This is a genomic window from Acinetobacter sp. WCHAc060042 (genome assembly GCF_003231195.1).
Classification (GTDB): domain Bacteria; phylum Pseudomonadota; class Gammaproteobacteria; order Pseudomonadales; family Moraxellaceae; genus Acinetobacter.
Window position 1 is genome coordinate 121,659 of record NZ_QKVN01000003.1, and the last position, 22,881, is coordinate 144,539.

Sequence of the window (22,881 nt, forward strand, 5' to 3'; positions counted from 1 at the left end):
GCGCACTTGAGGTTTCATCATGAAAGTACAAGCTTCTGTAAAGAAAATTTGTGGTAGCTGTAAAGTTATCCGTCGTAATGGGGTTATTCGCGTAATTTGTAGCGCAGAACCTCGTCATAAGCAGCGTCAAGGTTAATCTGATCAAGACCTGTTGATTTCAGTAGGCTAATTAGGTTATTATCCGCCCCTCAAGATTTTTGTGGGGCGGTTGATTGTCTTAACTGCCTTTTTGGAGAAAATTGAATGGCTCGTATTGCCGGTGTAAACATTCCGGATAACAAGCATGCTGTTATCTCTCTAACGTACATCTTTGGTATTGGTCGCCACACTGCTAAGAACATCTTAGCTGCTGCAGGCATCGCTACTACTACTAAGATCCGTGAATTAGATGACGCTCAGCTTGATGCGATTCGTGCAGAAGTTGCTAAGGTTCCAACCGAAGGTGATTTACGTCGCGAAATTTCCATGAACATTAAACGTTTAATGGATTTAGGCTGCTACCGCGGTCTTCGTCATCGTCGCAGCTTGCCTGTCCGTGGTCAACGCACCAAAACTAACGCACGTACCCGTAAAGGTCCGCGCAAACCTATTAAGAAATAAGATTTCTGGAAGCTAAAAGATGGCTAAAGATACTCGCGCACGCAAGAAGGTCACTCGTACCGTCTCTGAAGGTGTTGCACACATTCACGCTTCTTTTAATAACACCATTGTGACTATTACCGATCGTCAAGGTAATGCACTGGCTTGGGCTACCTCTGGTGGACAAGGCTTCCGTGGATCACGTAAATCAACTCCGTTTGCTGCTCAGGTAGCTGCTGAAGTTGCTGGTAAAGCTGCTTTAGATTACGGTTTGAAAAACTTGGACGTCCTTGTAAAAGGTCCTGGTCCTGGTCGTGAGTCTGCGGTTCGTGCTTTAGGTGCAGTGGGTTATAAAATTAACAGCATTACCGATGTGACGCCAATCCCGCACAACGGTTGCCGTCCACCTAAAAAACGTCGCGTGTAAGGAGAAACATTCATGGCTCGTTATATTGGTCCAAAATGCAAACTCTCTCGCCGCGAAGGGACAGACCTGCAATTAAAATCTGGCGTTAAACCATTTGACGTCAAAACTAAAAAAGCTGCTAAAGCTCCTGGCCAACATGGCGGAGCTCGTGGTGGTAAACAATCTGAGTATTCACTACAATTACGTGAAAAACAAAAAGTACGTCGTATGTACGGTGTTTTAGAGCGTCAATTTAGTAATTACTATAAAGAAGCTGCTCGTGTTAAAGGCGCAACAGGTGAAAACTTGTTGAAATTGCTTGAAAGCCGTCTTGATAACGTCGTTTATCGCATGGGTTTTGGTTCTACACGCGCAGAAGCTCGTCAGTTAGTATCTCACCGCTCAATCACTTTGAATGGCCGTCGTGTTAACATCGCGTCAATCCAAGTTAAAGCTGGTGATGTAATTGCTGTACATGAAGGTGCTAAACAACAATTGCGTATCAAAAACGCAGTTGAATTAGCTGCACAACGTGGTATCCCTGCTTGGATGGAAATTGACCATTCTAAATTGGAAGGTACGTTCAAAGCTGCACCAGATCGTTCAGATTTACCTGCTGAAATCAACGAAAGCTTGATTGTAGAATTGTATTCTAAATAATCCTTGAGGTAGCAATAATGACGCGTACTGCAAATGAGTTTCTAACTCCGCAAGCGATCAAGGTCGAAGCGGTTAGCGGGACCTCGGCAAAAGTTATTCTAGAACCCTTAGAGCGTGGCTTTGGTCATACTCTGGGCAATGCTTTACGTCGCATCCTTCTTTCTTCTTTGCCTGGCGCTGCTGTGGTTGAAGTTGAGATTGAAGGTGTCGAGCACGAGTACAGTACTTTGGAAGGCTTGCAGCAGGACATCGTCGAGCTCTTGCTGAACCTAAAAGGATTGTCTATTAAGCTGTTCGATCAAAATGAAGCTTATTTGACATTAGAGAAACAAGGTCCTGGCGACGTAACTGCCGCTGACCTTCGTTTACCTCATAATGTTGAAGTGGTTAACCCTGAACATTTGATCGGTACTTTAAGTGCTTCAGGCTCATTAAAAATGCGCTTGAAAGTTTCTCAAGGTCGTGGTTATGAAACTTCTGACTCGCGTTTCCCGGAAGGCGAAACTCGCCCTGTAGGTCGCTTACAGTTAGATGCTTCTTATAGCCCAATCAAACGTGTGTCTTACACAGTGGAAAACGCTCGTGTAGAACAACGTACAGACCTTGATAAATTGGTCATTGATCTTGAGACCAATGGTACAGTTGATCCAGAAGAAGCGATCCGCAAAGCGGCAACAATCTTGCAACAACAAATTGCAATTTTTGTTGATCTTCAGAAAGATCAAGCTCCTGTTGCTCAAGAACCTCGTGAAGAAGTTGATCCAATTTTGCTTCGTCCAGTAGATGATCTAGAGCTTACTGTTCGTTCTGCTAACTGTTTGAAAGCAGAAAACATTTACTACATTGGTGATCTAGTACAGCGCACTGAGGTTGAGTTACTTAAAACTCCTAACCTTGGTAAAAAATCGCTTACTGAGATCAAAGATGTTCTGGCTTCAAAAGGCTTACAACTCGGCATGCGTTTAGAGAACTGGCCACCAGCTAGTCTCCGTATGGACGATCGTTTCGCCTATCGTAGCCGTTAATTAAGTAGGACTATCACCATGCGTCATCGTAATAGTGGTGTGAAATTAGGCCGTACCAGCAGCCATCGTAAAGCGATGTTTCAAAACATGGCTAACTCTTTGTTTGAGCACGAGTTGATCAAAACAACTGTGCCTAAAGCAAAAGAGTTACGTCGTGTAGCTGAGCCTTTAATCACTTTAGCTAAAAACGATACTGTTGCAAACCGTCGCTTAGCGTTTGCTCGTACTCGTTCAGCAGCAACTGTTGGTAAATTATTTACCGTTCTTGGCCCTCGTTACAAAGAACGTAACGGCGGTTATCTACGTGTTCTTAAAGCGGGCTTCCGTGCAGGTGATGCTGCGCCGATGGCTTACGTTGAACTAGTAGATCGCGAAGTTAAATAATTTCGTAGAACTATTCAGTTGTTCTTAAAAAAAGACCGGTGTTTCACCGGTCTTTTTTATGTCTTATTGTTTAACAATTTGTTTATTTTGACCCGTATTGACACATTTTGTGGGAAATATGCTTAAACTTGACATTGTGTATTGTCAGCTTTGTGGTTTAATAGGAACAGAATATAAGACAGGATAAAAACAACATGGATAAGCACGTCGATTTACTGATTGTAGGTGCTGGTATTTCTGGTATTGGTCTTGCAGCACATTTAACCAAGCATTGCCCACAACGTTCTTTTGAGATTATTGAACGTCGCGATAGCTTTGGTGGTACTTGGGATTTATTTAAGTACCCCGGAATTCGTTCTGATTCTGATATGTCGACCTTTGGTTTTAATTTTAAACCATGGCAGCAGGCGAGTGTACTGGCTGATGGTTCGTCGATTAAAGGCTATTTATCCGAAGTGATAGATGAACAAAAGCTCAAAGAAAAAATTCATTTTAAGCATCGTGTTTTAAGCGCCAATTATGATTCTGCACAAAAGAAATGGCAGGTGGTGATTGAGAATGCGAAAGGTAAAAAAGAGAACTGGATTGCAAACTTTGTGTTTGGTTGCACAGGCTATTATAACTATGATCATGGTTTCCAACCTGAGTTTCCAAATCAACAGGCATTCAAAGGGCAGTTTATTCATCCACAGTTATGGCCTGAAAACTTAGATTATCGTGGCAAAAAAGTAGTGATCATCGGTAGTGGAGCAACAGCAATTACGCTAGTACCTGCGATGGTCAAGGGTGGAGCTAGTCATGTGACCATGTTACAGCGTTCGCCAACTTATATTGCTTCAGTGCCATCTATTGATTTTGTATATGACAAAATGCGTAAAGTGTTACCAGAAGATGTGGCGTATAAACTGACTCGTGCGCGTAACATTGGGATGCAACGTGGAATTTATGCACTCGCGCAGAAACAACCGAAACTGCTACGCCGATTGCTGTTACAGTCGATTAAGATGCAGCTCAAAGGTAAAGTGGATATGAAACATTTTACCCCAGACTATAATCCGTGGGATCAGCGTTTATGTGTGGTGCCAGACGGTGATTTATTTAAAATTCTTCGTTCAGGTCAAGCCAGTGTTGAAACAGATCAGATTGAGCGCTTTACTGAAACGGGTATTCAATTAAAGTCTGGTCAGCATTTAGAGGCGGATATTGTTGTCTCAGCGACAGGTTTAGAAATTCAAATCTTGGGCGGCATTCAAGCAACGATTGATGGCGAACCTTTAGATACGTCTAAACATATGTTGTATCAAGGCGTGATGGTCAGTGATGTGCCGAATATGGCGATGATTATTGGTTATATCAATGCCTCTTGGACTTTAAAGGTGGATATTGCCGCAGAATACATTTGTCGTTTACTCAACTATATGGATCAAAAACAATGGACTGAAGTGATTCCTCAAGGGGATGCGACTGAGCTAATGCAAGATACGGTGATGGGAAGTTTAAGTTCTGGTTATATCGCACGTGCAGCAGGTGTTATGCCAAAACAAGGCAAGCATGCACCTTGGAAAGTGTCGAATAACTATTTAGCTGATCGTAAAGCATTAAAGAATGCTTCTTTTGAGGATGGTATACTGAAATTTGCTAAACGTGAGCTAGCATTGGATCAGAAACCCAAACTAGTGTCCTAACTTGCAAAACGACATAGATATGAAAGGAGCTTAGGCTCCTTTTTTAATGACTTGAGCAGTTCTCTTTTGGGGCTTTCTTTCAGGTTTGAACTATTAGATGATTTTGAACACTGAGAAAACAAAGAATAGGAAATGCGTTGAAAATCTTAGAAGAAGTCCATCAAATTCAATATACAGAATATAGGATTCACGCCAAAAAGTGGCAAACTGATTCGGGCGATCTATCTTTGGCACCCATAATTTTAATGCATGATTCATTAGGCTCAGTGAGCTTATGGCGAGATTTTCCTGCACAGCTGGCTCAGGCAACAGGCCGTGTGATTTATGCTTATGATCGACTGGGTTTTGGTTTATCCGATGCTCATCCGACTTCACTGGCATATAGTTTTGTATCCACGGAAGCCACACAGTGCTTTAAAGCAGTTTTGGATTATTTCTCGATACAGGATTTTATTATCCTTGGGCACAGTGTCGGAGGTGGGATGTCGATTGCGATTGCAGCAATTTATGCAGAATGTTGCCACGCCTTAATTACTATCTCTGCACAGTATACCGTTGAAGAGCTGACTCTAGCAGGCATTCGAGAGGCAAAACTAGGCTTTCAACAAGCAGGGCAAATAGAGCGTTTAGCCAAATACCACCCGAACAAAGCACAGTGGGTGCTTGATGCATGGACTGAAACATGGTTGGCCCCCGCTTTTCAGGATTGGAGTCTGGCTGAGATAATAGGCGGTGTCTGTTGTCCGACGTTGGTTATTCATGGTGAACTAGATGAATATGCAACCACGGCACAACCACAACAAATTTTTTCAGGGGTCACAGGACAAGCCGAATTACAAATTTTAGAGGGACTGCATCATATGCCGCATAAAGAGCAACCCGATTTGGTGGTTGCGTTGATTGCGGACTTTCTTGAAGCAAATATATAAATGCAATAGCCCATCTAGAGATGGGCTATTTGAGTTAAAGAGAACGTGAGATGAGTTCTTTCATGATTTCATTGGTGCCTGCGTAAATACGATTGGCGCGATTATCTAAATAGGCACGTGCAATTGGATATTCCAACATATAGCCATAGCCGCCATGTAGTTGCAGACATTCATCCACAACTTTAGAAAACATCTCTGAAATTTTATATTTAGCTGCTGCTGCTGCGTCAACCCCCAAATTATCTTCGAGTTGTAATTGCATACAACGATCCAGATAAGCCCGGCAAAAGTCAATTTCTGTACGCAACTCTGCCAGTTTAAAGCGGGTATTTTGAAAGCTAGAGATACTTTTTCCAAAGGCTTTACGCTCTTTGGTGTACTGAACAGTATGTGCCAGTGCTGCTTCTGCACCAGCTTGGCAAATAATCGCCACTAGCATACGCTCCCAAGCCAATTCCTTCATTAACATCATAAAGCCCATGCCTTCCATACCCAGTAAATTCTCTTTGGGGACTCGGACATGATCAAAAAATAATTCGCAGGTGTCTTGTCCTTTCATTCCAATTTTATTGAGGGGTTTGCCTTTACTGAAACCTACACGATCTGCTTCAACGATGATTAATGAGAGATTAGCTGAACTTTTCTCACTGTCACCCGTCTTGCAGACCACAATTGCCATATCGCAGAGATAGCCATTGGTAATGAAGATTTTAGAGCCATTGATAATATAGTCGTCTCCCTCTAAAACAGCCGTTGTTCGTACCGCTTGTAAGTCTGAGCCTGTGCCAGGTTCAGTCATCGCGATGGCTGTGACGGTTTCACCCGAAGCCATCCGCGTTAACCAATAGTGTTTTTGTGCTTCACTGCCAAAGTTATTGATATAGTTCGCGACAATGTCAGAGTGTAGTGAAAACCCTGTCGAGGAATCCATGGCATAGGCTTGTTCTTCAATCAAAATCATACTGTATAAACGGTCTACACCCGAACCACCATAAGCTTCAGGCATGGTGGCACACAGTAGTCCCATGGCGCCTGCTTTATTCCATAGCTCACGATCGACATGTTGTTGTTGTTCATATTTTTCAATATTGGGAACAACTTCTTTGGCATAAAACTTTCGCACAGTTTCTCGAAATGCCTCATGTTCAGCATTAAATAAATTACGCGGCAGCATATTGGTTAACGGGCGAATCGCGCCTGATTGCATGGAAGCTCATCCTGATGTTGTTATTTTGCTAGAAGATTAGTGAAAAGCAGGACATGCGACAATGGACTGAATGCTCAAATGCGGTTGATTTTTTGATGGGTTTTGCCAGTTGAAAAAATTGCGACATTTAACTAGTGGCGAGGGAGGTGTGATCGGTTAAACTAAGCCGTTGTAATTCATCTGGGGAATGTAATGACTGAAGAAATGAGCTTGGAAGAGCGTAAAGTAATCTACCGTGCACGTCGTGGTTTAAAAGAAATTGATGTGTACTTTGATCCTTATGTGAAAAATTATTATCTTCAGGCGGATCCTGCGGAAAAGGCCATGTTTGCAGCATTGGTTGAACAAGAAGACCCAGATTTATTGGACTGGTTCATGGAAGTGTCTGAACCACCGTACCCTGAAATGAAAACCTTGATTCAAAAGTTAAAGCATTATGTACATGGATAAGTGTAATGGATAATCGTCATTTTCAACTGAAACCTAGCCGTTTGGCTTATGTATTTCAGTTGTCAATTTATGCCATTTTAATGTTTGTACTCTATCAGCTATTGCCTTTGTGGTTATGGCTGATTGCTTTGGTCGCAGGTTTTATCTTATATCTGTTTTTTCTACGAGGGCCGCAACACTTTCAATTACAGTATTTGGATGGTCGAGATTGGTCCTTGTCGCATAAAACGCAAAGCGATGTGCAGCGTGTGCAGATCAGTCATATTATCGACCATCGTGCGTATATCGTGATCTATTTTCAACATTTCCGTGCCAAACCGATGTTGGTCTGGTGTGATCAGTTATCCTTGAGACAGTGGAAAGCGTTGAAAATACTCACCAAAATGCAGTAATTGTTGGACAATATTAGCTTTTATACTCTAACCAAACTATTGAAAAATAACAAATATAAACTGATTTCATCTCACTTTGTCTGACAGTTCGGAACAAATTTAACGCTATTTTCAAATTGTCAGACAACATTCTTATAGTTTGTTGTTCTTAAAATGTACATTCAAATCACCAACAGCAAACAAGGATAATCTTATGATGATTCCAACTTGGATGTTTCTAGTGGTAGCAATTGTGTTAGCGATTGTTATAGGACGATTAGGAACTGTGCTGAAGGAACGATTTGCACCAAACAAAGCCTAGCTAGGCTTCTCAGTTCATAAGTAGCATGTGCCGAACCGTCGCTATGCTACTTTTTTTTGCCTGAAAAAAAATATGGGTGTCATTTAAGTCAATTTTCCGCTTTTTATTTCATGGCAGAGTAGTAGTCGGATTTAGAGTAAATACTCTTTTCTTCGGAAATTGCTTCTGCTATGTTTGTCAGCACGGACGCATACAATTATACAAATAGAGGACAGGAAAATGTCGCAAGTCCAAAAAATAGGCCAAGGTATGGCTGTTGTAGCGATTACAAGTTTATTATTTTCGGGTTGTTCACAAGTGGTTAAAACAGGTGCTAATGTTGCACTTGGGTTTAGTGAAAAACATATTGTTCCGCCTATATTGGCTATGGAAGATGCAGAGATGGTCTGCAATTCAGGCAATGCTTTGACGCCTGCGATTATGTCGACCAAAGATATGGGCGCAGACCCAACACGTATTGCGGTTTTACTCTATTCGGCTTCAGGTATTTGTGCGGAGAATCAGGCGCTAGAGTCTGAGCTTCGTTATTTACGTGCCTCTAAAGCAGGTAATGTTTCTGAAGCACAGGATGCGCGTATTGAACAAAAACGTTGGGCTGCTATTGCTGCACAGCGTCAATATACAGGCTATCAATTGTTCCAAAACCGTTGGGAAAAAAAGTATAAAAAGCCACTGGGCGAAGGTTGCCCAAAAATGAACAGCGATTTAGATCAAACTGTATATATGCTGGGGATGTTGAGCGGTCTACAAGCGATGACCAATGATATTAACTCAGGTGGTGCAGTCAATGTTCCAAAAGACATTGCGGCTATTGTCGAGCGTGGCATGGTGTGTCTAGACAATGAAAAGTTTTGGGGTGCACCGAATGCAACACGTGCGGTGATTTGGACCTTGTTACCAGGTGCGGGTGAAGGTAAGCCTGATCCATATCAGACTTTAAAACAATCGATGCAAATCGGCGAGCAAAAAGGGGTGCGTTTAGCCCATGCGATGTATGCTATTGCAGCGCAAGCCAGTGGTGATGATGCGAAAATTCGTGATGCCTTGAAAAGTTATGCGGCTTCACATAGTGATGAAAAACAGACTAATCCACAGTTTAAGCTGATTGATAGTATGGCATCGAGTATGGTACAAGGCATTTCTGATCGTTATTGGACTGAACATACAGGGACACGAACAGGTGATGGTGGTATGGCACATTTCTGGGATGAAAAAGAAGATCGTTCAGAGTTGGATGAACTGTTTAATGAAAGTTAACCAATTTTAAACTGAGCCATGTAGTCAAAAAAATAACAATAAATAAATGAGTCACAGCATAAGGGCATGCGATGCAAGATCAATTTCTATATAGAAAAATCATTTTGATTGCGTTCATCGTATCAATTTCGGCATGCCTACAGATTTTTAAAGATCAATTTATTTATTGGCGTGTGGATATTTTTCCTGAAGTTTGGCGTTTGTGGACTGGGCACTGGGTGCATGTGGGATGGATTCATTTTGCCCTTAATATGTTGGCATTTATGTGTCTGCCTTTTATTTTCCCACGCGTGCGTGTCTGGCATTTTGTGGCGTTATTGCTGATTTTACCGCCATTAATTAGTCTCAGTTTTTATTATTTTTTGGCCGATATTGAAGCCTATGCTGGGCTGTCAGGTGTATTGCATGGGATGTTCACTGCGATTTCCATCGTCCATTTGCTTTACCGTAAAGAGCGGATGTTTGCGAGTTTGGTGTTGTTTCTCATTTTAGGCAAACTGATTTGGGAAAATACCCTTGGGGCGAGTGCTACGGCTGAACTGATCGGGAGTCCAGTCTTAGTCGAAGCACATTTATTGGGTGTGATCTGGGGGATTGTGATTGCAGCTATGTATTTAATCGGGGTGAATCTATTTGATGAGTAATCTATTGACCTAAATTCTAAAAAGAAAATCCAGATTGTCATATTCAAAAATATAAATTTGATGCAAAGATAAACAAAACAAAAATCTAAAGGCATCGAGAAAGGACAAGCTCAAGCCGACAAAACGACAGGTTCTACAGCGTATTACGCCGAATAGAACTGCAAATAAAAATAGGAAACAACATGCAGAATCATGGACAGAGCAGATCAGGACTCGATCTGCTGAAGTATATATGGACGGAGTGGATTTCCACTTTCTTAATTCTGATTTTACTGTTACTTACGCTATTAATAGGTACAGGTGAAATGATTCATGGTCAGTTACTCCGTATGGGAGAGCGCCTATATGGTGACCCTGCCACAGGCATGCAGTACTCTTTTTTAAGGGCTGAACCGACCAAACCTGAATGTAATCGTCACCCTAATGTGGATGCAATGGTCAAAACTCAAATGCAGGCCAATGCTGCCGATGAGTTTGCAGATTTTTTTGGTACTGCTTCAGAAGCGGATGTGCGTGCGTCTATTTTGGCAGGTGTACAACAGTGTGAGGAAAAGTATCAATTTTACGATAAAGCCATGCTACACATGGAGGCACATCCAAGTATTCGTGCCTATCGTAATTTTGAAACGACCTTTTTCGGTATTTTTAAATTTGGGACAGAAAATCGTGCCATTCTGTTGATTTTTATGGTGGTCTTAGCTGCAATTAGCGCGACATTAAAAATCCATCATATTGGTTTACGTGGACCTGCAACCAAGTTGGATTATCGTGTTTATAGTCTACTGATGACACTGGGTAATGGGTTATTAACCTACTCAAGCATTAGTCAATTTAACTCAGTCAAAGACTCGGGTGTGCCAATGAATGGCGAAACCCAGCTGATTTATTGGCTGTGGATGATTTTGTTTTCAGTACTCACATTGATCAGTGTTTGGCAGTTGTTTAGCCCACCGAAAGAGGCTAAAGCAGGTGGGCGTCTTGGTTTTGCTTTTCTGAGTGTGCCTTTATATGCCTACATGGCGGTGATCACGGGTGTTGCTTTTATCTTCTTTATGGACTACCCAATGGGGCAAGGTATTTATCTTGGTCAGTTGGTTGAGTTCTCGAGTATTTTTCTTAATTTAGCGCTGTTCATTTGGGCGGGTATGTTACTGAAACAGACACGCGTTGTGGATCTGTTTTTAAATATCTTACGCCCATGGAACTTGGCACCTGAAACACTCACATGGTTGATTTTAATCGCTGCAGCTTTACCGACTGCATATACAGGTGCTTCAGGGATCTTTGTGATTGCAGCAGGGGCGATTATTTATAAAGAAGTCTGGAATGCGGGTGGTCGTCGCCAGTTTGCTCTAGCTGCAACGGCAATGTCTGGTTCGCTAGGTGTCGTGCTACGTCCGTGTTTATTGATTGTTGTCGTAGCATCATTAAATAAAGAAGTAACTACAGATCTGCTTTATCAATATGGTGTCTATACGTTCTTACTGACTTCAACTTTATTCTTGGTTGTGTCTTTGTTCTTTGCTGAAAGTAAATTCCGCATCGCATCACCGAGTGTGGCAGCGCCAAAATCAGGGCGTGCTTTCCTTGCTGTGGTTCCGTATATAGCAATTTTTGTTCTGATCTGGATGTTCTATAAGTATCTATTAGACACTGATCTGAATGAATTTACAGCGCCAGTGATGATGCCTGTCATTTTATTGATGATCGTGTTATTTGATAAATTACGTCATCAACCTGCGCCACTGCCTGCGGTTGGGCACTGGGATGAAACGCTGACTGCAAATTATAACTCCAATAATGAGCCTGCTTTAGCGGGTGCGCAAGTTGCTCATGCAGAATATCGTGAAGGTCTACATGGCAATGCAGCAGATGATGGACAAGTGGTGAATCATGGCGTGGTTCAATCGAGCTCTATGGATGTATTACGCCAAGTTGGTTTTTGGAAGTCGATGCATATCTCGACCAGTGAAACGGTTGGGCATATTGGTGCTTTGGTCATTTTAATGGCACTTTCAGTCAGTGTGGGTGGATTGCTTGAACGTACGGAGGTGATGAGTTTCTTCCCAACCGATATTAGCAGTACATTCTTGGTCATTACTCTGATTGTGGGATTGATGGTCTTTGTTGGGATGATTATGGATCCGTTTGGCGCCGTGATTTTGATTTCTGCGACGGTTGCCCCTGTGGCCTATCAATATGGTATTCATCCTGTACATTTCTGGATGATCACCTTGATTGGTTTTGAGTTGGGCTATGTGACACCACCTGTTGCACTTAATCATCTCTTGGCAAGGCAATCTATAGGTGATGCAGAGGTGAATGAGGCCGATGCAGAGGTTCGTCATCTGTCTTTCTATTATCGTTATGAGCGCTGGATTTTGCCTTTAATTGTACTATTCCCAGCAATGTTGATCATTGCCTATGTGCCTTACTTCTTTAAGTTATTCGGTTGGTATCACTAAGATTTAAATAAACTTGGAACATTAAAAAAGCATCTTCGGATGCTTTTTTATGCTTTGGATTTATTGGAGAGCTTGCTAGGGACGTAGCCGTCTTTGCAACAGAGGGCTACAAACCACAATTGCCAATAAAATCAGGGCAAAGCCAATCAAACTATAAAAATCAGGAGTTTCTCGCCAAAATAAATAACCCCAGAGGCCTGCAAAAATAATTGCGACATAATTTACAGGCCCAATTTGACCTGCAGGCGCCAGTCGATAGGCATGAGACATCACCAGTTGGCTGACATTGGCAAGTAGACCCGCTCCAATCAGGAAGCTCAGTTCTGTCCATGTGTAAGGACGGATATGCCAAAACATGGGAATCATGGAAATCAGAGTACCAATAGAGCAGAAATAAAAGACAATGCGCTCAGGCGGTTCGGTTGCAGTAAGTGCACGTACTGTGACAAAAGCCATGGCCGCTAAAAAACTAGCACTGAGGCCAATGAAGGACAACTGATTCCATAAGCCAGCATCAGGTTTCGCCACACATAGGACGCCTAAAAGCCCAATCAACGCGGCAATCAGCATTGAGCGCGTGATTTTTTCTTTTAAAAATAGCCAAGCAATCAAAGGAATAAAAATAGGAGACGAATAAGTAAAGACCATGGCGTTTGACAGTTTTAAGTGAGCAATCGCGTAGAAAAAACCATACATCGCGACAAGCCCAACCATGGAGCGCCAAGTGTGCATCCACAGACGTTCTGTTTTAAAAAAGCCCAGTCCTCGCTGTAAAATCAGCGGTAAAAAAATAAATAAACCCACGAAGTTTCTGAAAAAAACAATGCTGACATTATCCACTGTATGTGAAGCATAGCGAATACACACCCCCATCAAAGAAAACAGCAGCGCTGAAATAATGAGTAGGGCTATGGCTTTAAGCACGCTAGATGAGGTGGTCTGAGTAGACATGATAAAAATACACTAGAGTATCGGTTGATATTCTAGCGTATTTAAAAAGTGCAAAGGGGGATTACTGTGTTGCCAGTTGGGCTTCTAACAGTTTAATTTGTTCTTCTTTGAGTTTCATTAATTCATCAGCATCTTTATGCTGCGCTTGCAAGGTAGTTTCTTGTTCTTTGAGTTGAGTTTGAATGTCGTCCAGTTTGGCTACTTCTTCTTTGGCTAAAGATGAATTTTTAGGCACAGGGGATGTTAGAATATCCTCTTCAACCAATTTTACCGTATTTTCTGCTGCTGCCTTTGATGCCGCATTTTGCACTTCTGGAATGGCTTTCACAGTGGGTTGAAGCAATTCTGCTTGATGAGGGGGTGTTTCAGGTTCTTGTGAGGCAAAAATCCATTGATACAGCGCAAAAATCGCAATGATTGCGACCAGACCTGCTGTAATTCCCCAGAGCAATTTAGGATTGTTGTGTTGTACGGGTGACATTCGACTCGACCTTTTATTCTTTGGATTGACGCGGTTTAAATTGAATGACCCCAACTTCGTCTGGGGTAGCTGGGATCTGAGGCTCGTCTACATGGGTAGGTCGGTTCTCAGAATAACCACAGTCGATACATTCAATCCATTCATCGTCATTCGAGGTAAGCATAACGACACGATCCATTGCCTGACATTTAGGACATTTTGCACCTGCAATGAAACGGCGTTTAAGAGTCATTAGACTTACCTTCTGAACAATTTAGGCGCTTAGTTTACTCACATTTTTAGCGGTTCGTCCAACCTTGATGACGAAGTAAAGCATCTATTTTTGGCTCACGTCCACGGAAATTGATAAATGCATCAAGTGCAGTATCTTTTCCGCCAACTGCTAGAATAAATTGGCGAAATTCTTTGCCAGTGGTGGTGTTAAAAATTCCTTCATTTTCGAAACGATCGAAGGCATCACTGGCCAAAACTTCCGCCCATTTATAAGAATAATAACCTGCTGCATAGCCGCCTGCGAAAATATGGCTGAAGCTATGTTGGAAGCGGTTATAAGGTGTGGTTTCTAAAACAGCATACTGTGCACGGATCTCATTTAAGGTGGCTTGGATTTGATCCGCTTTTAAAGCAGGGGCTGTTTTATGAATGCTGAGGTCGAACAGGGCAAACTCAATTTGACGTAGACTTTGCATGCCAGACTGGAAGAAACGTGCATCCAGTAAGGCTTTGAGTAGACTTTCTGGTAAGGTTTCTTGGGTGTCAATATGAGCACTGAGCAGGTCTAAGCTTTCGGTGTCCCATGCCCAAAACTCCATGAATTGGCTTGGTAGTTCAACTGCATCCCATGCTACGCCGTGTGTGCCCGCAACTGCAATATTGTCGACTTCGGTTAACATATGATGTAAACCATGTCCAAATTCATGGAACAAGGTAATGACTTCATCATGAGTCAATAGTGCGGCTTGATTACCGACAGGTGGGGTAAAGTTACACACCATATAGCAAATCGGTTTTTGTAGGCCTTGCGTTGTTTGGGTGCGAGAGCGGAAACCACTCATCCATGCGCCACCACGTTTGCCCTGACGTGCATAAAGGTCAAAATAGAATCCACCAACCACAGTGCCTTGATCTTCGAGTTCAAAATAGCGTGCATCCGGATGCCATACGGGAGCTTCACGCTCGACAATTTGAATCCCATAAAGACGGTTCACAATACTAAATAAGCCCTGCAAAATTTTAGGTGCAGGGAAGTAGGGCTTGAGCGCTTCTTGAGATAAATTAAACTGTTGGACTTTCAGTTTTTCTGAATAATACGTGCTGTCCCACGGTTTTAACTCTTCAATGCCATCTTCAGCGGCAATGGCTTTTAGCTCTGCTACTTCTTTGAGCGCAGGGGCACGTGAATGTTCAGCCAAATCACGTAAGAATTGATCCACCGTGGCTACATTTGGCGCCATTTTGCTGGCCAATGAAAGCTCGGCATAATTGTTGAAACCTAACAGTGCTGCCATTTCCTGACGCAGGCTTAAAATCTCTTCCATCAACGCGGTATTATCAAACTCAGCATGTTCAGACTGGTCAGATGCACGTGTAGTATAGGCACGATACAACTCTTCGCGTAAAGGGCGGTTTTCTGCGTAGGTCATAATCGCCAGATACGATGGGAAGTCTAAAGTGGCAACGGGTTGATCCAGTTCACGTTGTTGACCATATTGTTTTAAAAGTTCAACACTGCTTTGGGGGAGGCCTGCCAGTTCATCTTCCGTTAATGGTTTGAAGTAGGCTTGTGTTGCATCCAAAACATGGTTGGAAAAGTCCGATGACAGTTGTGATAAGCGAGCTGAGATTTCTGCATAACGTTTTTTGGCTTCACCTTCTAAAGCTACGCCCGACAGTTTAAAGTCGCGCAGTGCAAGTTTAATCGCACTTTGTTGGGCTTCTGAGAGGTGATCAAATTGTGCAGCATCATGAATGTGCTGATAGGTTTGATAAAGTACGGTGTGCTGACCCAGTTCGGTATAGTACTCACTTAATGTAGGTAATAAAGACTGATAGAGCTCGCGGGTTTCAGTATTGTTCATCACGGCATTGAGGTGAGACAGCACGCCCCACGCTTCGCTCATATTGTTTTCTAGAGTATCGACTTGCGCTAAGACGGCGAGTTGTTCTTCATTTGACTCAGGAACCAAGGTCAGATCTTTTAAGAAATGTTGACCCTGTTGAATGGCTTGTTCAATCTGTTGTTGGAGTTGTACTAAGGTGATTTGATCAAACTGTGGAACAGGCAAAGTTGCTTTTTCTAATGTCATGCTGTTAAGCCAAATAAAATGTTGAGTTATCACTAGATGTAAGGGTGATACCGTGGGAAATCAAGTTTTAATTGGTTTTGATGTTTTGTGTCGCTTGAAATTCAGTCCATGATGCATAGTGCAGATCAATGTTTGGGGGTTGATAAAGCACTTTGGCAAAGTTACGGGTCATACATTCGGTTGTTAAGATTTCACCACTTTTATATTTTTCTTTACGGTGTCGCCATATTTCGTTTTGACGATAGTAATCCGTCCCGATTTTAAGAAAAGCATGCTGTTGTTCAAACACATGGTAGACATAGCCTAAATCGGCGGAACAGCGCAGTTCACCTTCTAGGCATTTCTCACTAAACCACAGCCGAATTTGAAAGCTATGCGGAGTGGGGTTGTAAAATTGATAATCAATATAGTTATAAAAAATTGCAGCGCCACTCCCAAAAGGGAGCACTCGACCATGATCTGGAAAAGGGTCAAAGGAATGCTGTGAACGTTGTACCACTTGTAACGGGCTATGCAAGACAAGCCAGTGGATGAGGTTGGCAATTTGGCAAATACCACCACCAATACCACCACGAGCCTGCCCAAAGCTGAGTTCCATTCCCTCGACATAGCCTTTTTGAGTTGTTGGTTGTCCCACCAACTGACAAAAAGAAAACGTTTGTTGTGGATGGACTAAAATCCCAGAAATACATGGACTGGCAATTTTGAGATTGATGACTTTATTGTGTTGCCAGTGTTGATCGCTATCGCCTAATTTACGAATCAGAACGGACTGATGCTTTTTGACGCGAAAAGCCAAAGGGATGTTAGAAAATGAATGTGCATAGTCTTTCCCATCTGTTTTCCACTGCAAATAGCGCATCATACGTCGGCTACGTGTGGCCATGAGATAAAGTAGGGGATGATATTGGCTGATGGGTTTGTTTAAAAATAAACGCAAAAAATTCATGTTGATCCTATGAAAAAAGGTGCTAGAACATGAAGCACTAGCACCTTTTACATCATTTACTCAGTTTTCGCTTTTGCGTTGGATTTTTTCTTTTTAGGTTTCGACTTTTTCTTCACTTTATCTTTAACCTTTGTTTCAGACTTTGATGAAGATTTTTTACCAGGCTTTTTGCTGTAGGAGCTAGGTTGGGATTTATCTTTTTTGCGTCGTATGGGCTGGTCTCCGCTGTTACTGGGAGAGGCGTTTGTCGACTCGCTAAAGACTTCTTCTTTACTTTCGCTTCGTGCTGTTTTGGCTTTGCCAACACGGGGTGCTCGACTTCGTATGGGCCGACCACCATGTGAGAGTTGTTGCAATAATTCAAAATCAATTTTGCGGTCGTCTAAATTCACTGCTGCAACTTTGATTTTCACTTCATCGCCCAAGCTAAAGCTTTGACCGCGTGCCTGCCCAATCAAGCTCTGACTTGGTTGGTCATAGACAAAATAGTCATCGCCCAGTTGGCTGACATGGATCATGCCATCAACATATAAGTCTTTGAGCGTTACAAACAGACCAAATTCTGCTACGGCAGAAATGATGCCGACAAACTCTTCACCCAAATGCTGCTGCATATAATGACATTTCAACCATGTGGTGACAGAGCGAGACGCTTCATCTGCACGACGTTCAGTTGCGGAGAAATGTTGACCCGCATCATCCAAAGCAGCCCCTGAAAGAGGTGCAGGTTTATGTTTTAACTTGGCTTTAATGGCACGGTGTAACAACAAGTCTGGGTAACGACGAATTGGAGAAGTGAAGTGCGTATACGCTTCATATGCCAAGCCAAAGTGACCTGCGTTATTCGCACCGTAGTAGGCTTGCATCATCGAACGTAACAGCACGGCATGGATACTAGGCGCATCAATCCGGTCTTTGGTTGCATCAATTACGGCCTGATAGTCTTTCTGAGTCGGCTGTTCTGGGAACGGTAGACCTAGTAGTTTGACAAAGTCACGTACCTTTTGAATGCGTGAGAACTCAGGTGGCTCATGAATACGGTATAGCATTGGCACATCATGTTGTAGCGCATATTCAGCCGCGGCCACGTTTGCCAATAACATACATTCTTCAATCAGCTTGTGAGCATCATTACGCGTACGCGGTAAAATTTCCTTAATCCCACCTAGCTCATCAAAGGTCATGTAGGTTTCAACGGTTTCAAATTCCATAGCATGACGTTCTGCACGTAAACCTTTGAGGACTTGATAAAGTTGGAACAGGGTGTTTAAGGATTTGCGCACATCACGGTCTTCTGGGATGGCACTGCTGTCACCTTCAAAGTATTGAGCAACGTTGGTATAGGTTAAACGTGCCTTTGAATGCATGACTGATGGATAGAACTCAAACTTGGTGACGCGACCTGCACGGGACAGGTTTAAATCACAGACCATACACAGACGGTCAACATGTGGATTGAGTGAACATAAGCCATTCGACAGGGCTTCAGGTAACATAGGTAAAACAAAGTGCGGGAAATACACCGATGTACCGCGTTCCTGGGCTTCATCATCCAACGGTTTGCCTGAACGGACATAATGGCTGACGTCCGCAATGGCTACCACGACACGATAACCTCCACCTGGACGTTTTTCTGCATAAACAGCATCGTCAAAGTCGCGAGCATCTTCACCATCAATAGTGACTAAGGCTAAATCACGTAGGTCAATACGACCTTCACGGTCTTGCTCTGATGGCTCTTTAAAACTTTCTGCTTCTTTAAGTACCTCTTCAGGAAACTCATACGGCAGACCAAACTCTAAAATGGTTTGTGGGATGATGATTTCGGTGTCGGCCTTATCAGCCATAGATTGTACAATATGACCAGTGGCGAGCTCTTCTTTGGTTGGGTAGTCATCAATTGCCACACGAACCGAATCGCCCACTTTGACTTGTGCGTGTTCGATTAACTCTTTTTCTAAGGTAATTGGTTGGTGCGCATTGGGATTTGCTGGCTGAATAAAGTATTCACCGTCATGTATCGACACTTTACCAATGATTTGCTTCACACGGTGTTGCACTACCTTGGTAATAAAGCCCCAAGCTTTACCTTTACGATCTACTGAGGTTTGGCGCACTTTAACACGATCACCATTAAAGACTTGACGAAGTTCACGCTCAGGGAGAAGAAGGTCTTCATGCCCTGTGATATTCGCCGTACCAAAGCCTTTACTATTAATGTAGACCGTTGCTTCATGTTCAGGTTGTTCTTCCGCAAGAAGGAACTTGAAACCATCTTTCATGAGTTGGCCATCACGAACCATTGCAATGAGGCGGTGGCTGAGCGCATCAATACTTTTTTGATCTGCAATTTCAAAAATCTCAACCAGATCCGCATGTGAAAGCGCCGTCTTTTTTTCTTCGATGGTTTCTAAAATGAGCGTGCGACTCGGAATAGGATTGTCATAACGTTCAGCTTCAGCTTTTGCTTCAGGATCGACCCAATTTTTCATAATGTCTTTGGCTGTATCTCAGTAGATAGGATTAGCATAAGTCATGCGAAGACAGACTGCACGCAAATGATTGCAATATTGTGTTTTATGTCGGCAATTTAGGATATTTGCTGTTTTATTCAGCGCAGCGATGCGTTGAAAAGAAGAAATTGTGATGAATCAGCACTAAATTGTTTAAAAAGTATTTAATTGAACGAAAATATGCAAAAAAGGCAGCGTCTGTGCTTGCAGTGATAGCATGAAGTTTGTATTATGGCGGCACGTTACGGTGAGATGGGTGAGTGGCTGAAACCACATCCCTGCTAAGGATGCGTACGGGTAACTGTACCGAGGGTTCGAATCCCTCTCTCACCGCCAACTTTACTTATGTCGCGCTCATAGCTCAGCTGGATAGAGCACTTGGCTACGAACTAAGGGGTCGGGAGTTCGAATCTCTCTGAGCGCACCAATAAGTAAACTGTATGTAACGTAACGCCTGAATTGGCACACAAGTAATGCGCTCATAGCTCAGCTGGATAGAGCACTTGGCTACGAACTAAGGGGTCGGGAGTTCGAATCTCTCTGAGCGCACCAACTTGAACAATCAACCGCACATGTTGCGGTTTTTTTGTGTCTGTAAAAAGTGAAATGCTTTGCTTGAGAAAGTGATTCATCAAGAAAGATTTGATATCAATAAAGCTTTAGTCTTGCATGATTGCCTATCTATTCTGCTATGGAATCTCAATTTGTTGATTTATACAGCATCTCGCACCTTTTGTGCTTAATAAGTGGGCGGTTGATCGACTTTTATGGAAATAAGACTTAACAAAAAATAGGATTCACGTATAATGCACCCCATCAAGACGTCGCGCTCATAGCTCAGCTGGATAGAGCACTTGGCTACGAACTAAGGGGTCGGGAGTTCGAATCTCTCTGAGCGCACCAACTTGATCAATATTGAAAAACCGCTTAATTGCGGTTTTTTTGTGCCTATTGTTTTTGTTCACTTTAATATGCAAAACATAGGTTTCATTTCGCTGCATTTTCTCTATTGTACGTGTGCGTATTGGCGCTTTTTATATTCATTCAGATTCTTTTTTAGAGTTAACTGCGTACTGCATGGGTACAACCAGCTCATTCAGCTGTGTGTATGAAAGTCCTAAGAAAATGCCAAATAGTGTTGTAGTATTGAGATCAATATTTTTAGTAATTTGATCTAGCCTTATGTCAGAGAACAAACCTGCATTATCGACACGTTATTTTCTCACTTTAGAAGAGTCGCAAGATGGTTTTGCTTTAGCGACCTTTGGTAAAAAGCAAATTACGCGCTTTATTACACCTCTGATTAGTATCGGGATTATTGTGTGGGGCTTTATGCTCGGCTTTACAGGTGTCGGGCGTTATTATGTGGCATTGGGTGTATTCTTCTTGGTTTTACAAATTCTCATGCGTTATTGGTTTCTTCCAATGATGTTTAAGCGTCAGTTTGTGAAATATCAGTTTGGTAAAAGTGAGCAGGGCATAGATTTATATCAAGATTATGCGGAAATTTATGCCAATGGCCGCAAGCAGGTGGTCCATTATAATGAAGTACAGAAATTTGCCATCGGCAAGTTAACTTATATGTTAGAGCTGAAAAACCGTACTGTGGTGATTGTGCCTAAGCGCGCACTCATAGAGAGTGCAGATCAAACGAAGTTTGAGAATACCTTTAAAAAATAAGCGTATTGACCGTAACACGATAAAATTATTCGCCAAGCAAGAGGAAGATCATGAGTACACGTCCATCTAAAATTGTCTGTGTCGGTCGTAGTTATGCAGACCATGCCAAAGAATTAGGCAATGCGATTCCTGATCGTCCCGTTTTATTTATCAAACCACCAAGTAGTCTGCTCAGTTTAGATGCGGGTATTTCTTGGAATCCTGCGTGGGGCAGTTGTCACTATGAATGTGAACTGGTTTTACGTATAGATCAACGTTTAACTCAAGAAGCTGACCCTCTCAAGGCTATTCAAGCGGTAGGTGCAGTGACCTTAGGCTTAGACTTAACCTTACGTGATTTACAAGATGATTTGAAAGGCAAAGGTCAGCCGTGGGAGCGTGCTAAAGCCTTTGATGGTTCATGTGTACTGGCAGATTGGGTTGCTGTTTCCGATGTGGTACAAGATTGGAATGATGTGCACTATACCTTTCATGTTAATAATGAGCTGCGTCAAGCAGGTAATACGGCACATCTAATTTTTGATATTGGTACCTTGTTGGCTGATATTAGCCAAGTCTTCACTTTGGAAGCAGGTGATGTGGTTATGACGGGCACACCAGCAGGGGTTGCAGCATTGCAGCCGGGTGAACAGTTACAAATGACTTTGAACGGTAAATCACAAGATTATACGTGGACGACTTTTGTCAAAGCCTAATTGGTTTTAACTGCAATATCTTAAAAAAGATCACCACGGTGGTCTTTTTTTAGCGTTGTTGGTGGCTATGATACAGTTTTCGAAATTGATCGGGTGTATACACCATCCAGCGCTTAAACATGTTGATAAAGGCCGATGCATTGGCATAGCCCAAATCTAATGCAATACTTTCCACTTTTTTCCCTTCGGTTAGCATGCTCATGGCTTTCATGACTTTTAAGCGCTGCCGCCATTCATTCAAAGACATGCCGAGTTCTTTTTGGCTATAACGCGCAAGTGTGCGTTCAGTCATATTGTGCTGAACTGCCAGTTGTTGCAAAGCGCTGTTGTCGGCAGGGTGTAAATGTAAAAAATCTAAAATACTCTTGAGCACAGGATGTTCGGAGTGTGGTAAATAACTACTCACCAATTCTGCATGGTGTAGTTGGTCAAGCAAGACATAAAGTAAGCGTAAATGCTCAGCTGAATCATCTGCCAAGTGGTACTGTTTTAAATGTTTAAAGAGTGCGGTGACTAAAGGTGAGCTCAGCATAATACCGGCTTGCTGTGGTAAGTGGCTGCATAAGCTTTCATGGATATAGAGCGTACCGTGAGAAACATCGGTACGGTTTAAACCGCTATGTGCGACATGGGGTGGTAGCCAAATTCCGTATGGCGGTGGAGTGAGATAGTCAACTTGATTAATATGGACTTCCATGACTCCATTAAATGCATAGACAAATTCACCCCATGCATGTCCATGTACGGGATAAACCGACTGAGCGGGATCATCGCGAAAATGAATCCACAATAATTTATCAATATGATCATTGGTCGGTAGTTGTTTGAGTGGTGCACTGTTTTTTTGTTGTTTGTAGGGCATGGCTGAAATTGCCTGAATAAGAAGATCTCTTGTCTGTTTTAGATTATATGTTTTATTTCA

Annotated in this window: 23 protein-coding genes and 4 tRNA genes; 19 read left to right on the forward strand and 8 right to left on the reverse strand. The window is 42.6% G+C overall.

All coding sequences use genetic code 11. From position 1 onward, the window contains the following. The first annotated feature begins 19 nt into the window (after nucleotides 1–19). The 8 genes from rpmJ (at nucleotide 20) to DPG01_RS02450 (ending at nucleotide 5,668) form a co-directional block, all read left to right on the forward strand. Nucleotides 20–136, forward strand: a complete 117-nt coding sequence (gene rpmJ, locus DPG01_RS02415) for a 50S ribosomal protein L36 (protein ID WP_000867907.1) — start codon at nucleotides 20–22, stop codon at nucleotides 134–136. 107 nt (nucleotides 137–243) lie between these two features. Further along, a complete protein-coding gene (rpsM, locus tag DPG01_RS02420; protein WP_005012957.1) occupies nucleotides 244–600 on the forward strand; it encodes a 30S ribosomal protein S13 in 357 nt (118 codons plus the stop codon). Between the two features lie 19 nt (nucleotides 601–619). Beyond that, on the forward strand, nucleotides 620–1,006 hold the full coding sequence (gene rpsK / locus DPG01_RS02425; protein WP_004281491.1) for a 30S ribosomal protein S11: 387 nt from the start codon (nucleotides 620–622) through the stop codon (nucleotides 1,004–1,006). 12 nt (nucleotides 1,007–1,018) lie between these two features. Then, a complete protein-coding gene (rpsD, locus tag DPG01_RS02430; RefSeq protein WP_086208947.1) occupies nucleotides 1,019–1,645 on the forward strand; it encodes a 30S ribosomal protein S4 in 627 nt (208 codons plus the stop codon). Nucleotides 1,646–1,662: 17 nt separating this feature from the next. Then, on the forward strand, nucleotides 1,663–2,670 hold the full coding sequence (locus DPG01_RS02435; protein ID WP_004691292.1) for a DNA-directed RNA polymerase subunit alpha: 1,008 nt from the start codon (nucleotides 1,663–1,665) through the stop codon (nucleotides 2,668–2,670). Nucleotides 2,671–2,688: 18 nt separating this feature from the next. Further along, nucleotides 2,689–3,054, forward strand: coding sequence for a 50S ribosomal protein L17 (gene rplQ, locus DPG01_RS02440; protein ID WP_004691290.1), 366 nt, complete (start codon nucleotides 2,689–2,691; stop codon nucleotides 3,052–3,054). A gap of 194 nt (nucleotides 3,055–3,248) precedes the next feature. Continuing rightward, on the forward strand, nucleotides 3,249–4,739 hold the full coding sequence (locus tag DPG01_RS02445; protein ID WP_110974075.1) for a flavin-containing monooxygenase: 1,491 nt from the start codon (nucleotides 3,249–3,251) through the stop codon (nucleotides 4,737–4,739). 137 nt (nucleotides 4,740–4,876) lie between these two features. Next, a complete protein-coding gene (locus DPG01_RS02450) occupies nucleotides 4,877–5,668 on the forward strand; it encodes an alpha/beta fold hydrolase (protein ID WP_086208945.1) in 792 nt (263 codons plus the stop codon). Between the two features lie 34 nt (nucleotides 5,669–5,702). On the opposite strand, the gene DPG01_RS02455 is transcribed toward DPG01_RS02450, so the two are convergent. Next, nucleotides 5,703–6,875 (reverse strand): acyl-CoA dehydrogenase family protein, encoded by a 1,173-nt coding sequence (locus DPG01_RS02455; protein WP_110974076.1) that lies wholly within the window; start codon nucleotides 6,873–6,875, stop codon nucleotides 5,703–5,705. A gap of 192 nt (nucleotides 6,876–7,067) precedes the next feature. Here DPG01_RS02455 and DPG01_RS02460 point away from each other — a divergent pair, with 192 nt between their 5' ends. The 5 genes from DPG01_RS02460 to DPG01_RS02480 all read left to right on the forward strand — a co-directional run bounded on the left by DPG01_RS02460 (nucleotide 7,068) and on the right by DPG01_RS02480 (nucleotide 12,384). After that, nucleotides 7,068–7,325 carry a succinate dehydrogenase assembly factor 2 gene (locus tag DPG01_RS02460; protein ID WP_086208943.1) on the forward strand — a complete coding sequence of 86 codons (258 nt, stop codon included), beginning with the start codon at nucleotides 7,068–7,070 and terminating at the stop codon, nucleotides 7,323–7,325. Nucleotides 7,326–7,330: 5 nt separating this feature from the next. Continuing rightward, nucleotides 7,331–7,717, forward strand: coding sequence for a protein YgfX (locus tag DPG01_RS02465; protein WP_086208942.1), 387 nt, complete (start codon nucleotides 7,331–7,333; stop codon nucleotides 7,715–7,717). Between the two features lie 520 nt (nucleotides 7,718–8,237). Then, a complete protein-coding gene (locus DPG01_RS02470; protein ID WP_086208941.1) occupies nucleotides 8,238–9,275 on the forward strand; it encodes a hypothetical protein in 1,038 nt (345 codons plus the stop codon). A 71-nt stretch (nucleotides 9,276–9,346) separates the two neighbouring features. After that, nucleotides 9,347–9,919, forward strand: coding sequence for a rhombosortase (gene rrtA, locus DPG01_RS02475; protein ID WP_110974077.1), 573 nt, complete (start codon nucleotides 9,347–9,349; stop codon nucleotides 9,917–9,919). A 182-nt stretch (nucleotides 9,920–10,101) separates the two neighbouring features. Continuing rightward, nucleotides 10,102–12,384, forward strand: a complete 2,283-nt coding sequence (locus DPG01_RS02480) for a TRAP transporter large permease subunit (protein ID WP_110974078.1) — start codon at nucleotides 10,102–10,104, stop codon at nucleotides 12,382–12,384. A gap of 75 nt (nucleotides 12,385–12,459) precedes the next feature. Here the strand turns inward: DPG01_RS02480 and DPG01_RS02485 are convergent, their stop codons facing one another. From DPG01_RS02485 to rnr, 6 genes are all read right to left on the reverse strand, one after another. After that, complete coding sequence (locus tag DPG01_RS02485) at nucleotides 12,460–13,335, reverse strand: DMT family transporter (RefSeq protein ID WP_110974079.1); 876 nt, start codon at nucleotides 13,333–13,335, stop codon at nucleotides 12,460–12,462. A gap of 61 nt (nucleotides 13,336–13,396) precedes the next feature. Next, complete coding sequence (locus DPG01_RS02490) at nucleotides 13,397–13,816, reverse strand: hypothetical protein (RefSeq protein ID WP_110974080.1); 420 nt, start codon at nucleotides 13,814–13,816, stop codon at nucleotides 13,397–13,399. A 13-nt stretch (nucleotides 13,817–13,829) separates the two neighbouring features. After that, a complete protein-coding gene (locus tag DPG01_RS02495) occupies nucleotides 13,830–14,048 on the reverse strand; it encodes a YheV family putative zinc ribbon protein (RefSeq protein ID WP_086208936.1) in 219 nt (72 codons plus the stop codon). A 46-nt stretch (nucleotides 14,049–14,094) separates the two neighbouring features. After that, entirely contained in the window at nucleotides 14,095–16,137 is a 2,043-nt protein-coding gene (locus DPG01_RS02500; protein ID WP_171327334.1) for a M3 family metallopeptidase, read from the reverse strand. Nucleotides 16,138–16,189: 52 nt separating this feature from the next. Further along, a complete protein-coding gene (locus DPG01_RS02505; RefSeq protein WP_110974082.1) occupies nucleotides 16,190–17,071 on the reverse strand; it encodes a VanW family protein in 882 nt (293 codons plus the stop codon). A 56-nt stretch (nucleotides 17,072–17,127) separates the two neighbouring features. Then, nucleotides 17,128–19,566 (reverse strand): ribonuclease R, encoded by a 2,439-nt coding sequence (gene rnr / locus DPG01_RS02510; RefSeq protein WP_213065989.1) that lies wholly within the window; start codon nucleotides 19,564–19,566, stop codon nucleotides 17,128–17,130. Between the two features lie 264 nt (nucleotides 19,567–19,830). On the opposite strand from rnr, the gene DPG01_RS02515 reads away from it, so the two are divergent. The 6 genes from DPG01_RS02515 (at nucleotide 19,831) to DPG01_RS02540 (ending at nucleotide 21,959) form a co-directional block, all read left to right on the forward strand. Next, nucleotides 19,831–19,920: transfer RNA gene (locus DPG01_RS02515), tRNA-Ser, on the forward strand. A gap of 14 nt (nucleotides 19,921–19,934) precedes the next feature. Next, a tRNA-Arg gene (locus tag DPG01_RS02520) sits at nucleotides 19,935–20,011 on the forward strand. Nucleotides 20,012–20,059: 48 nt separating this feature from the next. Beyond that, nucleotides 20,060–20,136, forward strand: a tRNA-Arg gene (locus tag DPG01_RS02525). Between the two features lie 274 nt (nucleotides 20,137–20,410). Next, nucleotides 20,411–20,487, forward strand: a tRNA-Arg gene (locus DPG01_RS02530). A 279-nt stretch (nucleotides 20,488–20,766) separates the two neighbouring features. After that, entirely contained in the window at nucleotides 20,767–21,264 is a 498-nt protein-coding gene (locus DPG01_RS02535) for a YcxB family protein (RefSeq protein WP_086208932.1), read from the forward strand. Nucleotides 21,265–21,314: 50 nt separating this feature from the next. Further along, nucleotides 21,315–21,959 carry a fumarylacetoacetate hydrolase family protein gene (locus tag DPG01_RS02540; RefSeq protein WP_086208931.1) on the forward strand — a complete coding sequence of 215 codons (645 nt, stop codon included), beginning with the start codon at nucleotides 21,315–21,317 and terminating at the stop codon, nucleotides 21,957–21,959. Between the two features lie 49 nt (nucleotides 21,960–22,008). On the opposite strand, the gene DPG01_RS02545 is transcribed toward DPG01_RS02540, so the two are convergent. Continuing rightward, on the reverse strand, nucleotides 22,009–22,821 hold the full coding sequence (locus tag DPG01_RS02545) for an AraC family transcriptional regulator (RefSeq protein WP_086208930.1): 813 nt from the start codon (nucleotides 22,819–22,821) through the stop codon (nucleotides 22,009–22,011). Between the last annotated feature and the right edge of the window lie 60 nt (nucleotides 22,822–22,881).

Coding starts and splice junctions, on each gene's coding strand:
- DPG01_RS02490 (WP_110974080.1), bottom strand. CDS start 13,816: ATGTCACCCGTACAACACAACAATCCTAAATTGCTCTGGGGAATTACA.
- DPG01_RS02495 (WP_086208936.1), bottom strand. CDS start 14,048: ATGACTCTTAAACGCCGTTTCATTGCAGGTGCAAAATGTCCTAAATGT.
- DPG01_RS02470 (WP_086208941.1), top strand. CDS start 8,238: ATGTCGCAAGTCCAAAAAATAGGCCAAGGTATGGCTGTTGTAGCGATT.
- rpsD (WP_086208947.1), top strand. CDS start 1,019: ATGGCTCGTTATATTGGTCCAAAATGCAAACTCTCTCGCCGCGAAGGG.
- DPG01_RS02435 (WP_004691292.1), top strand. CDS start 1,663: ATGACGCGTACTGCAAATGAGTTTCTAACTCCGCAAGCGATCAAGGTC.
- DPG01_RS02445 (WP_110974075.1), top strand. CDS start 3,249: ATGGATAAGCACGTCGATTTACTGATTGTAGGTGCTGGTATTTCTGGT.
- DPG01_RS02465 (WP_086208942.1), top strand. CDS start 7,331: ATGGATAATCGTCATTTTCAACTGAAACCTAGCCGTTTGGCTTATGTA.
- rrtA (WP_110974077.1), top strand. CDS start 9,347: ATGCAAGATCAATTTCTATATAGAAAAATCATTTTGATTGCGTTCATC.
- DPG01_RS02480 (WP_110974078.1), top strand. CDS start 10,102: ATGCAGAATCATGGACAGAGCAGATCAGGACTCGATCTGCTGAAGTAT.
- DPG01_RS02505 (WP_110974082.1), bottom strand. CDS start 17,071: ATGAATTTTTTGCGTTTATTTTTAAACAAACCCATCAGCCAATATCAT.
- DPG01_RS02535 (WP_086208932.1), top strand. CDS start 20,767: ATGTCAGAGAACAAACCTGCATTATCGACACGTTATTTTCTCACTTTA.
- rplQ (WP_004691290.1), top strand. CDS start 2,689: ATGCGTCATCGTAATAGTGGTGTGAAATTAGGCCGTACCAGCAGCCAT.
- rpmJ (WP_000867907.1), top strand. CDS start 20: ATGAAAGTACAAGCTTCTGTAAAGAAAATTTGTGGTAGCTGTAAAGTT.
- DPG01_RS02455 (WP_110974076.1), bottom strand. CDS start 6,875: ATGCAATCAGGCGCGATTCGCCCGTTAACCAATATGCTGCCGCGTAAT.
- DPG01_RS02545 (WP_086208930.1), bottom strand. CDS start 22,821: ATGCCCTACAAACAACAAAAAAACAGTGCACCACTCAAACAACTACCG.
- DPG01_RS02540 (WP_086208931.1), top strand. CDS start 21,315: ATGAGTACACGTCCATCTAAAATTGTCTGTGTCGGTCGTAGTTATGCA.
- rpsK (WP_004281491.1), top strand. CDS start 620: ATGGCTAAAGATACTCGCGCACGCAAGAAGGTCACTCGTACCGTCTCT.
- DPG01_RS02485 (WP_110974079.1), bottom strand. CDS start 13,335: ATGTCTACTCAGACCACCTCATCTAGCGTGCTTAAAGCCATAGCCCTA.
- rpsM (WP_005012957.1), top strand. CDS start 244: ATGGCTCGTATTGCCGGTGTAAACATTCCGGATAACAAGCATGCTGTT.
- DPG01_RS02460 (WP_086208943.1), top strand. CDS start 7,068: ATGACTGAAGAAATGAGCTTGGAAGAGCGTAAAGTAATCTACCGTGCA.